Consider the following 14,595-nt stretch of genomic DNA (forward strand, 5'->3'; position numbering starts at 1 on the left):
GTGTCGGATAACGTTTCTTAAGAGAAATGTAAATCGCTCCACCCATATTTCCGCAACCTGCGATTCCAATTGTCTGTTTCATCTTAATTCCTTTCCCCGAAAATTGCGCTCCCGATTCTGACGAAGTCGCTTCCCTCTTCGATCGCAATTTTATAATCCCCCGACATGCCCATGGAAAGTTTCGCCTCAGGTATATAATCCCTTCTAATTTTGGATAGCTCCCGAAATACTTCTTTGGTTTTAGTCAGATCCCCATCCGATGGACCCATCACCATGAGTCCTTCTAATTTGCAATACGCATTAGACAAATTTTCTTTTTGTTTCAAAATTCCGATCAGTTCTTTTCTTTCGACACCGTGTTTTGTGTCCTCTCCGGTTAGGTTGGCTTGGAGAAAATATCGGATGTTTTTTTGTTCTTTTTTCGCGCGATTTAGAAGTTCGTTCACAATTCCCATGGCCCCAACTCCATGCGCATAGGAATATCCCAAGAATAATTTTCTTAAGGTTCCACTCTGGACAGGCCCAATATGATGTAAAATTAAAGAAGTATCTTTATTTCGGAGCCACTCCGAGAATTTTTCGATTCCTTCCTGAATTCTATTTTCACCGAAGTGAAGAATTCCAGCGTTAACCGCTTCTTTTACTTTTTCCAACGACTGAAACTTGGAAACGGCTATGAGTGTGGGAGGATTTTCCGGCCTGAGTTTTTGAAGTTCCGTGTAAATTTTTTGATAATGCTCTCGGATCCCCATATCACTTTTTGGATTTTAATTTTTCCATTTCTTTTTCCAACTTCCAAACCCTTTTTTCGAGGCTTTTTCGATCAGTCCCATGAGGTTTGTGTTTTCTCCGCGTATGAGAAATTCCTAATCTTCTTTCCAGACGATCAACTCTCGTTTCCAAAGAATGAATCCTTTTTCCCGTCTTGAATGAAGAACGCTTTTTCATTTTGATTTTCTTTTTGGTAGGCTGACTTCGAATTTTCAAATCACTTTTCTTTTCTCGTTCGCCTTGCACATTTTTCATTTTTTCTCTGGGAGATTCTTCATCTTTGATCGTGCTTGTTTCAGGCGGAATCCACTTTTCTTCGGGAAACTTGTCCTTTGGCGTTTTTTCCAGGGTTTTTCTTTCCTCAGGTCTTTCTTCCTGAGAAACTTGAGTTTCCTCCTGACTTGATTGTGCTTCTTTTGCGTTGGAAGAAAATTCTTCCGGGCCGGTTTTCCTTTCCTTCGAAGTTTCTTTTTCGTTTGCCGAAAATTCTCCCGAGTCTGGAAGACTATTTAAGTCGTTAGGTGAAGTTAAGTTCATTTCAGGACTTAAGATCACTCTGTCTGTTTTGGAATTGTTCGAGACTTCCTCACCCTCTTTCTTTTTTAAAAATCTGGAAATATCTTCCCGAAATAAATAACTGTAAACGATCAAGGATCCTAAAAGTAAAACTAGGATTCCGGAAAGCAGGATTTTCAACTGGTCTCGTCTCATGGGTGCACCTGATTCAAATATCGGTTTTTCGTCTGTTTTTAAGTCTCATTTTCTCCGAATAGAATTCTGTGAGAGCCTTGTTTTTTCTCCGAGTTCTGTTTGCCCTTTATCTTTTAGGTTCCATTTCAGGGCAGGTCGACCTTGTTTCTGCTCCGGTAAAAAGGGACGAAGACGAAATGAGCCGAGTTCTGATTTTAGAAAAGATACTATCCGAATGGAAACAATACAATCTTTTTCTTGTGGATTCGTTTGACGGTGCACGGCCCTGGGAAATTTACAGAGGAGTTTCTTTTTTAAACGAAATCCGCTTTAATTCTCAGATCCCCGATAACACGGCCTTTTCCAAAGAGAGGGAATTTTATCCCACCCTTTCCACTGCGAACGATTATCGTTCCATGATGGTTCAGACTTTTTTCGAGAACCCAAAACATGCCCATTTGGAAATTCGACCTAAAGAAAAAATCAGACTTCCAATCGGGATTCCATCTCGAATTTTTTTTTGGATGTATTCGTCTTCTCAAAACGCAAGATTAGAATTAGTTCTTTATCAGCATAAGTCCAAGGAAATCGTGATCGATCTAGGAGATTTGAACTTCGACGGTTGGAAACGGATCGAAAAAAAATTGATGATCCCGGTAAGAAATACCAGGCTAAATCAAAATCTGCACTACCCGTTCGAAGTGGCGGAAATCCGACTCATCCCCGGTCCGTTTCAGAAAAAGGGAGAATTCGTTTTTTATCTGGATCGTATGGGGATTCTTGTGGATACAAGAGACAACAGTTATCCCGGTGCGGAGATTAAAGATAATTGGGGTACCGGTCTCTGAAAAACTTTCCGAGTTGCGACGGCTCCTTCGGATCAAAGAGAAAAGTGTCCCATCCCATATAACCCGCAGCCTCCACGTTAGTCGTATTGTCATCGATCAATACGTAGCGCATGCCCGGATAATCGGTTTGAATCCATTGAAAATATTCTTCCGCCGGTTTACGTGTTCCGAGTTCGCAAGAAAAATACAATTGATCGAACTGGGAAAATACATCCTGCATGTCCAGAAATTTTTGAAGCTCCTTGTACCAGACGGAATAATTACTGGCGAGTACGAGTTTATTTCCACCGTTCTTAAGTAATTTTACGATTTCGACGGTCTCAGGAATCAATCGCACTTTAGAGAACATACATTCCTTGATCTTTCTCGGATCGGGCAAATCGCCGTTTCGATATTCGGGTAAATAAAATCTTTCTAAAAATTCCTCCTCTTCGATAAGTCCCTTTTCGAATTCCAAGAAAGCGTTTCTTTCTCTTCCTTGGGCGAATTTTTCTCTCGATTCGCTGGGAAGCATTTTATAGAGTGCAGAATGAAAGGGATCCTTTATCAAGGTATCCATCAGATCAAAAGCAAATAAAACTCCGCTCATAAGCCTATGATTTTTTTATACCAAATCCTGACGACCTTTCTTCTTGTCCTTATAGTTCCTCTCTCTCTCTTATTCCCTTCCGTAAGACTTTTTTTTAGAAAACGGTCCGAGGATAAAAAAAGAATTCTTTCTAAAGATTTGAATCTTTCCGGTAAACATACCGTGTGGCTCCACGCAGCTTCCGTGGGAGAATTGGATCAGTGCAAAGCTCTGGCCTTCGAGTTTAGAAAATATGATCCGTCCACATTTTTGATTCAATCCGTCTTTTCCGAAAGTGTTAGGGATTCTCAGTTAGAAGCGTTTCCTGCCGACGAAACCTTTCACCTTCCGATCGATTCTCCTTTCGGTTACAACTGGATTTTTTCCCTCTTTCATCCTAAAGTTCTTGTTTTAATGGCTTGGGACACTTGGCCGAATCTGATCCTTTCCGCAAAAAAATTCGGAACCAAGATCGTTTTGGGCTCTGCTGTGATTGGTAAGCGAAAAAATGGAATCACTAAAAGTCTGACAAAAGCGGTTTTTAGCCATTTGGACGGAATTTTTCCTTCTCACGAATCCTTCTATGATACGTTTCGCGCGCTGGTCCCGGAAAAGGTTCCGGTGAAGGTTTTGGGCGATACGAGATTCGATATCGTTCTGAAAAAAATCGAGGATAATCGGAAAGTTTTCAAAAAACCGAAAAATTATAAATATTCTAAAATTATACTATTTGCATCCACCTACGAACCTTGCGAAAAATTAATCGTTTCTCTGTACGAGTTCATTCGATCTAAAAATTCAGATTTGTTAAACGAAGTTGCGTTTTGGATATTTCCCCACAAAACTTCACCGGATCGGATAACTTCCATAGAATACAATCTTCAGAACGCAAATATCTCTTACCAAACTTGGACTTCCGTTCCTTTCGAAAGTATGTCCGCCCAAACGATCATCTTTGACGTGTTAGGCGTTCTAGCTTTCGCGTATCAGGCGGTAGACTTCGCTTACGTGGGAGGCGCCCTTCATAATCGAGTCCACAATGTTTTGGAACCCGCAACTTTCGGCTTACCTTTGATGACGGGCCCTAAAATTTCCAATTCCCCTGAGGCGACGATTTTGCAAAAAACGGGCGGTTTGTTTATCGTTTCCGATCCGGAAGACATATTCCAAGTTTTGAATCTTGCGGAATCGGAACTGGAAACGATCCGAAAACGAAACCGGGAATTCGTTCAATCGGGACGTGGTGCGGCGCAACGGTTGTATGAGGAGATTCGGAAGTTGTGATTGGGTTTGTCGGAATTCCTACAAGATTTTCCGAAGAAACAGTCCTGCCTGGGTGCGCCCCATAGAGAAAGTTCTGCTGAGTTAGAGAGTGACACATTGAAGTCATTGAGCCGATCATGCAACTTTTTACAAAAACGTCAATCTCCAGTATTTCAAAACTCCGTCAAATTTAGAGCATTTTATAAACTACGATGATATTTCGAATAGCAAGTTGTATTCTTCAGAACAGAATTCTTATGGATACGGTTCATTCAACGCATATTCGGATCGTATTATATTCAAAATTTAGTATGATAAAGTTCGATGTTTTTTTATAAACGATTTCGATTTTTATGTTTTTTTATTTTTCCTTTATCTTTTGCGAACTGCCTTACTTTTCACTTGCGCGAAAAACAAAATAGAATCTCCTTTTACAAATATGAACGGCCGACTCTAAACGGAATTTGGATTCTACAAAGCAAAGGTCATCCTATATTATAACTCTCTTATGTAATAAAAAACAAAAAAATTCAGTTATTATTGTGCAACTCCCTCGGAACAAAAGGGCCCAAAGGATACATATATTTACGATGTCCAGTTTCGCAAATTCGAAGATATCTGTGAATTCCAAGGTGAAGATTCGGATCGGCCGATCCGAATAGAAAAAGCGGAAAGGCGATTGTTTCTTTACGATGTCGGAACGGTGATCAATGATCTTCCGTGGTGGGGTAAAGGCGATACAAGTCTTACCGTCTATCGTGGACCTCACATAAGGAAAAAAATTTCAAACGTTAAAGAAGTCTGGACGATACGACAAAATCCCCTGATTACAAGCTTTGTATTGCGGATTCAAACAATAGGACCGTAGCTTTAGATTGTTCCAAACAGGAGGAAAATTCGGATCTTTTTAAGATGCGAAACGTCTGTGTGCCTGCCGAATTCGACTGTTCGAAACAACCGGATTCGAAATCGCTTTCTTTCTCGGAAATTCCGAAATCTCCTCCGACCTATTTTAGCGCCCAACGAGGCTGGGCTCTCTATTATTCCCGAAAGAATGATGCGATTTGGTTATCCGAACCGTCGTCCACTCAGACAATTTCCCCGATCGTCCAAATCCGCTTTGAGCCATCTTTTAAAAAGTTTTCGCCCGGGAATGTGGTCGAATATGGACTGATTTATTTTTTGTATCCATTTTCGATCGTGTTCGACGTTTTCGGTACTGCTGTTTATTTTCTCTGTTTCACATTCAGTAGTCATGGCGATCTTTTTTAGGTCGGCATTTTTTTGAATATTCGTATAGGACACGATACACGTGTTCATGATTTTCGAATCATTTGCGCTCACTTGTAAAACAAGCACGAAGAAACCTGCTTAACCGGCATCCTCGATTCTTCGTTTCAAACCCAGAAGAACTATTCGAAATTTTACGTCTTCCGGAGAAAAAAATGGAAGAGATTCGACAAAGAAACAGGGAATTCGTTCAATCGGACCGAGGAACGGCGGAACGGTTATTCGAGGAGATTCGGGGATTGCAGGAGAAAATTTTGTCGTAGTTCCGACAAAACTTTTCGGAAACAGTAATACACACCTGAACTTGGTTGGGCGTTGAATTCTGAGATGGCGGGAGAAAATGAGAAGTTCCCTCTAACAGAAAATTCCGTTGTTGTAAAGTTAAATAAACCAGTACAAATTTTGTCGTACCTACGACAAAATTCCAATCCACTTTCAAATAACCGCCGCCCCAAGTATCACGGCGATTCGGATCGGTAACGAAAAAATACTCAATAGAGTTGTTGAAAGATTAATTCTCTATCCGTTTCTGCTGTATTGAAATGAACGTTTGAAGCGGTTTTGTTCATCTGAATCATGGTGGAAGTGATAGAAAATTTTACTTCCTTTGAAACTGAAAAGATTTGGAAAGGGGAATACTCCAAAAAAATTTCCCGTCGAAATACAAATTCAAGGAAGGAAAAACTTAGAACTCTGAACAACACTTTTTCGATCGAAGACCTAAAATCTCCTCCCGGAAATCGTTTAGAAATGTTAAAAAGAAATCGTAAAGATCAGTATAACATTCGAATTAACGATCAATGGCGGTTCTGCTTTCGTTGGTCCGGCTCAAACGCCCTGAACATAGAAATCGTAGATTATCATGGTGAGGTAAAAATTATGAAAAGACTTCTGAATATTCATTTAGGTTCCGTTTTGGAAGAAGAACTTTTAATTCCTTTGGAAATTTCCGCGTATCGACTGGCAAAAGAAATCGGTATTCCTCATACCCGCATTAGTCAGATCATTCAAAAAAACGTGGTATATCCACAGACTCCGCAATTCGGCTTTCTAAATTTTTTGGAACCAACTCCTCAATTTTGGTTAGAATTACAGAACGACTATGATATCGAAGAAGAAATGTTAAAAAAAAGAAAGAATTCGGGGCGATTCATCCGTTTCAAAAGGTCGTTGGTCGTTTGAAAGTTTAGAACTTGTCCCCAAACCCCAGAATGTAAGAACTCCTACGAGAGCGTTTCAACAATAGGAGCCATTCGAAAACTGATAAACTGCCAAAGGAACATGATCTGTGGGAATCCCTTAGTTTTGTGAAAAGTTCACGATTATAGATCTACCTGACGAATTCTTCAAAGGATCCACTCAAAAACGTTCGCTCATTTTTTCGACGACACAGACCGGAAACGCAACAAACAATCCATCTTATTTCGGAGAACGAACGGAATAATATTCCCCATGTAAATTCGAAGGTTTCTTTTCGGTAACATTGTATTTCAGCAAATACCTCGGGCGGCAGTGATGATGATCTTAAATCGATTCGGTTCTAAGTGATCCATTCCATTCCCGCTTCGAAGCGCCCTTACGACTAATCCTTTCGGTAATTTGAATAACTTATCTTTTAGATCGAATTTTCCTATGACCAAATCCTTTTTTAATATCCCGAGTTCTCCGTTCGGATTTTCGGGTATCCGTCGAGCGCGAATAAATCCCTTTCAAAATGAAAAAGACGTTCAATACAAGGGAAAGAATCAAAAATCCCGTTTTGATCATGATTTTACCGGTTTGATTCTGTAAGAATGTAAAAATCTTTTAGCAAGAAAAAACGCGGCATAACCGCTGATTCTGAGATTCGATCCATCACTCAAATACCTTCCTATGGGGCGCTCGGCATGTGAGCGATCGAGCATTATGTTGCGACCGTAAGGAGCGACATTGAGTTCAATTTGCAATGCGCCGTTTTTTTACGGCTTTTCATCGACGAATCATAAAATCAGAAATGGCGCTTTGCAAATTGGAGCAAGCGTGCCTCCGCGCACGAATCCTAAAGAATTCCGCGGAAGGAACTTCCGACACGAAAAAAAGGTCCTCCGATTTTCTCGAATAAAACAAAAAAGGCTCTCCCACTTTCGCGGAAGAGCCTGTATTTTAAGAAATCCTAATTTAAAAATTCTTAATAATGAAACAATCTCATCAAAAGTCCACCTTGTTGAACGAAAAATTCCGCAAAAACGAGACTTGTAATCGCCATCAATTTGATCAGAATGTTGATGGAAGGTCCGGAAGTATCTTTGAATGGATCTCCCACGGTATCACCTACAACCGCCGCTTTGTGCTGGTCGGAACCTTTACCGCCGGTTTTTTTTTCGATGTATTTCTTTGCGTTGTCCCAACCTCCGCCGGAATTTGCCGCAGAAATAGCAAGAACCACTCCCGCTACTAACGCACCCGCGAGAACCCCCGCAAGAGTTTTCACTCCGAAAAGATACCCGACCAAAACTGGAGTCAAAAGAACAAGTAATCCGGGAAGAATCATTTCCCTGAGCGCCGCCGTCGTGGAAATGTCCACACAACGTTTGTAATCCGGTTTATTTTTTCCTTCCATAATTCCCGGAATTTCACGGAATTGTTTACGAACTTCCTCCACCATGTCAACCGCAGCCTTACCTACGGACTTCATTGTCATAGCAGTGAATAAAAAAGGAAGCATTGCTCCAAACATCAACCCGCCGAATACTTCCGCGTTCAGAACTTCAAGGCTCGTCGTATGAGTTCTCGTGATAAACGCCGCAAAAAGCGCGAGAGAAGTAAGCGCTGCGGATCCGATCGCAAAGCCCTTACCGATCGCAGCGGTGGTGTTTCCGGCAGCGTCAAGAGTATCGGTTCTATCGCGAACGTCTTTTCCAAGTTCCGCCATCTCCGCGATTCCGCCCGCGTTATCCGAAACGGGGCCGTAAGCGTCGATCGTCAGTCCGATCGCGATCGTGGAAATCATTCCGAGCGCCGCGATTGCGATTCCATACATTCCCGCAAGAAGGTTCGCGGTTACGATGGTAATTACAAGAAGGATTACCGGAATTACGGAAGAATGATATCCGAGAGATAGTCCGTAGATGATATTCGTCGCCCCTCCGGTGTTAGACGCTTCTGCGACTTCACGAACGGGTTTGTAAGAATGAGAAGTATAATACTCGGTTACGATCCCTATGAACATTCCGGAAAAAAGCCCGACGATCATGGATATATAAACATCCCACTTGGTAATCGTTTTCCCTGCGATTTCAAAAGAATCCACCATAAACGTATTCGTTACGAAATACATGATCCCCGCGACAAATAAGGTGGAAACCCAGAGTTGAACTTTCAACACGGATTCTACGTTTCCACCTTCCTTGACTCTTGCAAGAAAGCTGGTCAAAAGTGAAGCCGGAATTCCAAACGCAGAAATCAACAGAGGATATAAAAGAGCGTCCACGGATCCGGAAAGAGCCGAAGCCGTCGCTCCGATCACGAGAGCCGCACAGGTCGCTTCCGCACAAGAACCGAATAGGTCGGCTCCCATTCCGGCTACGTCCCCCACGTTGTCTCCCACGTTATCCGCAATCGTTGCGGGGTTTCTTGGATCATCTTCCGGAATTCCCTTTTCCACCTTACCGACTAAGTCCGCTCCCACATCCGCGGCTTTTGTATAAATCCCGCCGCCTACACGACCGAAAAGCGCCACAGCGGAACCGCCCAGACCGAAACCGGCCAGAGATTCCATGAGGAAGTGTTTTTCTATCGTAGGATACATTCCCGTAAAAAGAAGAAAGAGAATGATCATCCCGAGGATCGCCAATCCCACAAGTCCGAATCCCATCACCGCTCCGGAGTCAAAAGCGACTCGGAAAGCTTTGGATAGGGAAGTTTTTGCCGCTTCCGCCGTTCTTACATTTCCTGCGGTTGCGATTTTCATTCCGATAAAACCGGAAAGGCAAGAGATGATAGCCCCTGCGATAAACGCAATCGCCGTATGAAGTCCATCATTGAACCCTTCGGTGGCAGGATTGTCCAAAAGAAGAACAATCAAGACGGCCATAAAGGCGATGAATACGGAAATGACCTTGTATTCCCGAACGAGGAAAGCCATAGCCCCTTCGGAAATGGCGGATGATATTTCTAAAAGTTTTTTCGTTTCTTTCTCGTTACCGCCCGCAACTCCCACTTTGATGGTGGTAACTTTCAGGGCATAAACTGCCGCAGTGACGATCGCCAAAATAGACATGGCGATAATAATCGTAACTGAATTCATTCAGTGAAACCTCTTGTTTTTTTTCAATGTTCCGATGTTTAAAAAGATGGGAAGAATTCTACCGAACAGACTGGCTGGGAGACTGCTATCCACTTGGTTCTTTTTTGTACTTTGCACAGGTTATTCAACGCTCTATGGGAATTCAACCTTTTCTTATTCGGAGCTGCTCAAACAAGCCCGGGAAGAGTTGAATCATCTCCGATACGATAAAGCCCTTCAGAAACTCCAAATCGCCGACTCCCTCGGAAATAAAAGAACTGGCGCTTATTACGAGATCGAAGGGAGAGCCTGGATCGGTAAGGGTGATCTAACAACCGCAATGGAAAGTTTCGAGAAAAGTATTGCCCTAGATCCGGAAAATTTTTCCTTGATGGATGAAATTTCCGCAGGCTACGAAGAACTTAAAAAACCGACAAAAGCTTATCAGTTTGCAAGACTCAGTCTTTTTAAAAATCCTGAGAATCCGCCACTTCGGTACAAAATATTGATTCTAAGTTCGAAGCTCGGGAATTTAGGATATTACGACGAAACCCTAAACTGGATCCATAAAAATAATCCTTACAAAGAAGATCTATCCGCAATCGAAGCGGAAGTAAATGCTTCCTACGAATTCGGAAGAATCGAAGAAACGATTTCTAAATGTAGAAAATTTCTTCTCTACTTCCCGGACAATCCCTTCCTTCACAGAACTCTCCTCTTATCCTTAAAGAAAAAAAAATCCTCCAACTTGGAACGGTTTCTTTTGGATCGAGCGGCAATCTTTAGAAACGAACCGATCTTTGCCTACGAAGCCGCACTTGAATTTTTGCAAAATCGAAAGTTTAACGATTCCCTCGCAATGTCCAGAAGAGCGTTTTATCTAAGCCTCAAAAAAAGCGGAAACTGCGAAAAAGAAATCCTTTACCCTCTTCATAGAATTTATCGACAACAAGGATCGGTCACCGACGTTCAAGCGATTGAAATTCTTCAGGAAATCGTGGAAAGCGAACACAAAATCAATCCAGAATTCTTAGATGCAAAACTCAAACAAACCGGATACAATCGGGAGCTTTTGCTTTTTTCCCTTTTTTATCTTCAGAGAAACCCTACCCAGGATTCCAACTTAAAAGCGGAGGAATGGAAATCCCACTTTGCAAAAATCCGAAAACAAAAAGAGGAAGAAGACCTTTCTCAAATCATTTCTCCATTTGCATACGATTCGGAAGAATCCTCCTTTTTATCTGAAAGATAAAAAATGATACCCGTACGTGGGGCAGTCAAAAACCAAACGAAAGAAGTTTCCGGAAAAGAACTTTGAACTTGTCCCCAAACTCAGATGTAGGATTTCAAATCGTGATAAAGACGCGCCGAAAATCTATCATACAACGTATTTGTAGGAACTCACACATTCAGAAGATTGAAGACGGATTTAAGACAAACTCTTAGTTCCTTCGGTTGGTTTTCTTGTTTCGTGATAAATGTTTGACCACACGGTTTTCAAACCCTATAAGCTGGAAGGAGCAGACGCTATTTTGCCTAAGAATCTAAAACGTACATTTTTTCAAGTGTTCCGACAAGAACGAGCCTTTTTACTTGCAAAAAGTATGATTTTCTGATAATGGAAAATTCCCCAAGCCTTTCTTTCCTCCTCCCAAAATTAGGGAAAACTCATGCAACGCTCTCTATAAATCACTTGCAGGTGTAAGTTTTACAGTGGATTTGTCGAAATTCCGACGGATTTCTTCAGATCGAAGTAATTGTGGAGGATAGACATTATACCTCAAGTTCAGAGCGATCAATCCATCGAGCGAGATGTTGAATTTCCTCGAGCGACCCAGTAAGATGTTTTCGTTTCTTTCACCGGCCTTTCGACTCAGTCGATTCAAAAATTATCATACTCGAAAACTACCTTATGCTCAAGACCATATAAATCTATGGATCCCAGCATAGTAATCGCTTTCCCATTTGTTATGTCGAACTCACGTTAGAGTTATCGAAAAATGATCTCATTCTTTGACTTCTTTTCAAAAGGAAACCTCTCTAAAATCAAAAACAACAGAACGTTATAAAGTGTCCCTACGCGAAACCACTGTTTTACGACATTCGAGAATTCTAAAATCTATTTTATAGAGGTTCCCAAAAGATATTTTTTACCTAAACTTTGGATTACAAACAAAACGGACTTACCAACTTTTAGGCTTTTAGTGTTTCAATCCCAGAAAAAAGAATTTTTACTTTTAAAAATATTACAAAATTTATTCAATTTTAGTGATTCCATATTTACAATAATATCACATTAATTAGGTTAGGCTTCGCAAAACGTTTCTTGAAGATCCACAGATTGAAGGGACGTTTGCGACAATTTAAACTAGGAATTCAGGAGAAAAAATGAAACTCAAATCTTTACTTTTCATTTCCTTCATGACGATCTGGGCGGTTCAGTGTACAGGTATGAACATTATGTACACTACCGGGCTCCGTCCCAATACCAACCCAACCAAAGACTATGCAATCGGAGTTATGGCCGCTAAAGGAGGAGGTGTGTTTCACGACGCCGTAATCCCAGGCCAAATTGGAGACAACGCCGAAAAAGTGGTTACCGGAAGAGCTTGTTCTAAAAGTATTTTATGGTTAGTATCTTTTGGTGATTCTTCCATCGAAGCCGCAAAAGCAGAAGCTAGAATTACAAAAGTTGCAAGTATAGAATACGAACAAACTGCAATTTTCACTACTCTCTTTCATAAATTCTGTACAGTTGTAACCGGTTCTAGCGAATCCGTAGAAACGAAAACGGATACAAAGTCTGCTGCCGGAAAGAAAAAATAAGGAAAGAATCAATATGAAAAAAATCATCATCCTGACTCTCATTATACTCGGGTTTTCGATATTTCTATCAAACTGCGCAACCGGTCCCGTCCAAGGTCTTATCGCAACGGTCAACACCTTTCCGGGGGAAATCAATCGTTCCAACGAAGTTCCTACCGTTAAAAAAGCGGAAGGATGTGCGCATAACGTTCTCTATTTAGTCACCTGGGGAAATGCGGCAGCTGGTCAAATTGCATTGGACAATAAAATTTCCAGAATCGCGACCATAGACCATTCTACCGTTTCCGTTTTAGGGCTTATTTATAGCAACTATTGCACCATAGTAAGTGGAGAATAATTAAAATGAAAAAATTTATCAGTCTGATCGTAATCTCTCTCTCGGCGTTTTTTATTTCCAACTGCGCAACGAGTATTTTTCCTGCATTGATTTTCAATTCTTCCAGCTACCACGTATCCGGAAACCCGACGGGTGGTCCTACAGATGTAAAGATCGTCAAAAGTGGAAAGTCTTGTCATTATTTCTCTATAGTGATAGCCTACTTTTATGGTGGTGGAGAAGGAAGTATCGCAGAAGCAATGAAAGACGGCCAAATTACTAAGGTAGCGGTAGTTGACAAAAATACATTTGGAATTTTAGGACCGATTTTTTCAAGAGAGTGTGTGGTAATCTACGGAGAATAAAAAAGTTTTTTATTTCCTCGTAAACGTAACTAAAAAAGCTCATTTCATTTACTTTTCGTAAGGAAATGAGTTCTTTTTTTCTTTTAAGAAAATGGAATATTCCAACCATTGAGCATAGACCTCACACGACAAACGTTAGTCATCGTTGAATGATTTTACTGCTTCGTATTTTTAAATAAATCCTTTAAAAAACCTTTTTCTTTACTTGTAAATTCTGCGCTTTCATTTTTCTTGAAACTATATTACCGATAACTAAGTAACAAGTACCTATAATTCTGCGTTTATCTAAACCGGAATTTACGCTAAAATTGTAAGGATTCCTTTATGGAGATTAGCATTACTTAAAAAATGCTAATTTTTGACGAAACCGTCAAAAATTATATTCTATCAAATCTTCATGAAATTTGGATTCGTGTATTTTGATTTGTTTTTGTGTTATAACATGCGTTTTCGATTTAATACAGATTCAGACTGTTCTTTTCAGAAAGGAAAAAATACTTGGAAAAGTCAAAGACCTCCTGTGGATTTTTAGGCGTTTTGGTATTATTTCATTCCAATTCGGCAAAATTCTAAATAGAAAGAGCATATTCCGACACGATGCAACAAATCCCAGGAACTAAAACAACTAAAAATATTACGATCGAAGAGACGAAGAGGATGAATGAAAAAGAGTAAAAAATTAATTTTTTATAATATTCAAAATACAAAAATCTGCTTGTTCTCTTCGAAAAGCCCATTCCATCTTTTTATTATCTCTTTATTCCTTTTTTCCTTCATAAGCTGTATAGCAATCCGGGTCTACGTTCCTAAAAAAGGAAACATCTCGTACGAAGTCGGCGACTTAGACACAATTCCACACCTCGATTCGAACCTCAATTTCGAAGTTATCGAATCTCCGACACTCAAAAATGAAACATTCGCAATTCGAAAACCGTCCCTTTTCTTTCTTGCACCCGAAAAACTAGAAAACGAATACGGTTCCGTAGGAACGGTGATTGCAAAGGAATTGGATCAAAATAGAAACGATTATAAAACTGATCAAAAATATAAAATTCACATCAAAGACTTTGAGCTCAAAACAGTAGACCATTGTTTTTTCGGAAGCGAAACGGAAGTGAAACTAAACATCGAGGTCGTAAACCTTACAAAAAAAGAAAATGTCCTGTATTTCCAATACGAAGATTCTATCGCTTCGAACGTGACCGATTGTCATTTCACTTTGGCCACGGCTACAGTTTTGGGATGGTTGATCTATTTACCCTACTTAGGATTCCGAGGAAATCGAGAGGATCAACTCAATCAACTCGGGAAAACGGCTTTATTAGAATTTTTTGAAAAGCTAAAAATCACTTTAGAACAATCTTCTAAACCAGTTTCTATCAGAAATCACTAGG

The 14,595-nt window shown here is 40.6% G+C and carries 14 protein-coding genes and 1 pseudogene (1 of these 15 running past the window's edge); 9 read left to right on the forward strand and 6 right to left on the reverse strand.

The window, feature by feature from the left end:
• The 3 genes in view from proC to CLV95_RS06510 are tightly spaced (at most 1 nt apart) and all read right to left on the reverse strand, a layout consistent with a single transcriptional unit that may run on beyond the window.
• Nucleotides 1-82, reverse strand: the start of a protein-coding gene (proC, locus tag CLV95_RS06500; RefSeq protein WP_002726330.1) for a pyrroline-5-carboxylate reductase. 692 nt of this gene lie to the left of the window's left edge; the window shows 82 of its 774 coding nt (coding positions 1-82); it begins with the start codon at nucleotides 80-82; its stop codon lies beyond the left edge, outside the window.
• A gap of 1 nt (nucleotide 83) precedes the next feature.
• Complete coding sequence (locus tag CLV95_RS06505; RefSeq protein ID WP_002726346.1) at nucleotides 84-752, reverse strand: YggS family pyridoxal phosphate-dependent enzyme; 669 nt, start codon at nucleotides 750-752, stop codon at nucleotides 84-86.
• Nucleotide 753: 1 nt separating this feature from the next.
• The gene (locus CLV95_RS06510) at nucleotides 754-1,482 is read right to left on the reverse strand and encodes a hypothetical protein (protein ID WP_016748875.1); all 729 of its coding nucleotides are present in this window, start codon (nucleotides 1,480-1,482) and stop codon (nucleotides 754-756) included.
• 77 nt (nucleotides 1,483-1,559) lie between these two features.
• Here CLV95_RS06510 and CLV95_RS06515 point away from each other — a divergent pair, with 77 nt between their 5' ends.
• Nucleotides 1,560-2,309, forward strand: a complete 750-nt coding sequence (locus CLV95_RS06515) for a flagellar filament outer layer protein FlaA (RefSeq protein WP_002738301.1) — start codon at nucleotides 1,560-1,562, stop codon at nucleotides 2,307-2,309.
• On the opposite strand, the gene CLV95_RS06520 is transcribed toward CLV95_RS06515, so the two are convergent.
• Complete coding sequence (locus CLV95_RS06520; RefSeq protein WP_002734503.1) at nucleotides 2,281-2,898, reverse strand: HAD family hydrolase; 618 nt, start codon at nucleotides 2,896-2,898, stop codon at nucleotides 2,281-2,283. The two genes, CLV95_RS06515 and CLV95_RS06520, sit on opposite strands and share 29 nt — an antisense overlap.
• A gap of 6 nt (nucleotides 2,899-2,904) precedes the next feature.
• Here CLV95_RS06520 and CLV95_RS06525 point away from each other — a divergent pair, with 6 nt between their 5' ends.
• The 3 genes and pseudogenes from CLV95_RS06525 to CLV95_RS19640 all read left to right on the forward strand — a co-directional run bounded on the left by CLV95_RS06525 (nucleotide 2,905) and on the right by CLV95_RS19640 (nucleotide 6,612).
• On the forward strand, nucleotides 2,905-4,161 hold the full coding sequence (locus CLV95_RS06525) for a 3-deoxy-D-manno-octulosonic acid transferase (protein WP_002726394.1): 1,257 nt from the start codon (nucleotides 2,905-2,907) through the stop codon (nucleotides 4,159-4,161).
• Between the two features lie 303 nt (nucleotides 4,162-4,464).
• A pseudogene (locus CLV95_RS19755) lies at nucleotides 4,465-5,412 on the forward strand (hypothetical protein).
• 594 nt (nucleotides 5,413-6,006) lie between these two features.
• Nucleotides 6,007-6,612, forward strand: a complete 606-nt coding sequence (locus tag CLV95_RS19640) for a HigA family addiction module antitoxin (RefSeq protein ID WP_002734591.1) — start codon at nucleotides 6,007-6,009, stop codon at nucleotides 6,610-6,612.
• 308 nt (nucleotides 6,613-6,920) lie between these two features.
• On the opposite strand, the gene CLV95_RS19055 is transcribed toward CLV95_RS19640, so the two are convergent.
• Together CLV95_RS19055 and CLV95_RS06555 are read right to left on the reverse strand one after the other, a co-directional pair.
• Nucleotides 6,921-7,070, reverse strand: a complete 150-nt coding sequence (locus CLV95_RS19055) for a hypothetical protein (protein ID WP_002734516.1) — start codon at nucleotides 7,068-7,070, stop codon at nucleotides 6,921-6,923.
• Nucleotides 7,071-7,597: 527 nt separating this feature from the next.
• A complete protein-coding gene (locus CLV95_RS06555) occupies nucleotides 7,598-9,715 on the reverse strand; it encodes a sodium-translocating pyrophosphatase (RefSeq protein WP_107694895.1) in 2,118 nt (705 codons plus the stop codon).
• A gap of 13 nt (nucleotides 9,716-9,728) precedes the next feature.
• Between CLV95_RS06555 and CLV95_RS06560 the strand changes: the two genes are divergently transcribed.
• The 5 genes from CLV95_RS06560 (at nucleotide 9,729) to CLV95_RS06580 (ending at nucleotide 14,594) form a co-directional block, all read left to right on the forward strand.
• Nucleotides 9,729-10,946 (forward strand): tetratricopeptide repeat protein, encoded by a 1,218-nt coding sequence (locus CLV95_RS06560; protein WP_002731542.1) that lies wholly within the window; start codon nucleotides 9,729-9,731, stop codon nucleotides 10,944-10,946.
• 1,136 nt (nucleotides 10,947-12,082) lie between these two features.
• On the forward strand, nucleotides 12,083-12,520 hold the full coding sequence (gene lsa14 / locus CLV95_RS06565; protein ID WP_002734549.1) for an adhesin Lsa14: 438 nt from the start codon (nucleotides 12,083-12,085) through the stop codon (nucleotides 12,518-12,520).
• Between the two features lie 13 nt (nucleotides 12,521-12,533).
• On the forward strand, nucleotides 12,534-12,857 hold the full coding sequence (locus CLV95_RS06570; RefSeq protein ID WP_002726156.1) for a TRL-like family protein: 324 nt from the start codon (nucleotides 12,534-12,536) through the stop codon (nucleotides 12,855-12,857).
• A gap of 5 nt (nucleotides 12,858-12,862) precedes the next feature.
• Nucleotides 12,863-13,201, forward strand: coding sequence for a TRL domain-containing protein (locus tag CLV95_RS06575; RefSeq protein WP_002726362.1), 339 nt, complete (start codon nucleotides 12,863-12,865; stop codon nucleotides 13,199-13,201).
• A gap of 661 nt (nucleotides 13,202-13,862) precedes the next feature.
• Entirely contained in the window at nucleotides 13,863-14,594 is a 732-nt protein-coding gene (locus tag CLV95_RS06580) for a hypothetical protein (protein WP_002726352.1), read from the forward strand.
• Nucleotide 14,595 lies beyond the last annotated feature (1 nt).

It is taken from the genome of Leptospira borgpetersenii serovar Javanica (assembly GCF_003046425.1).
Classification (GTDB): Bacteria; Spirochaetota; Leptospiria; order Leptospirales; family Leptospiraceae; genus Leptospira; species Leptospira borgpetersenii.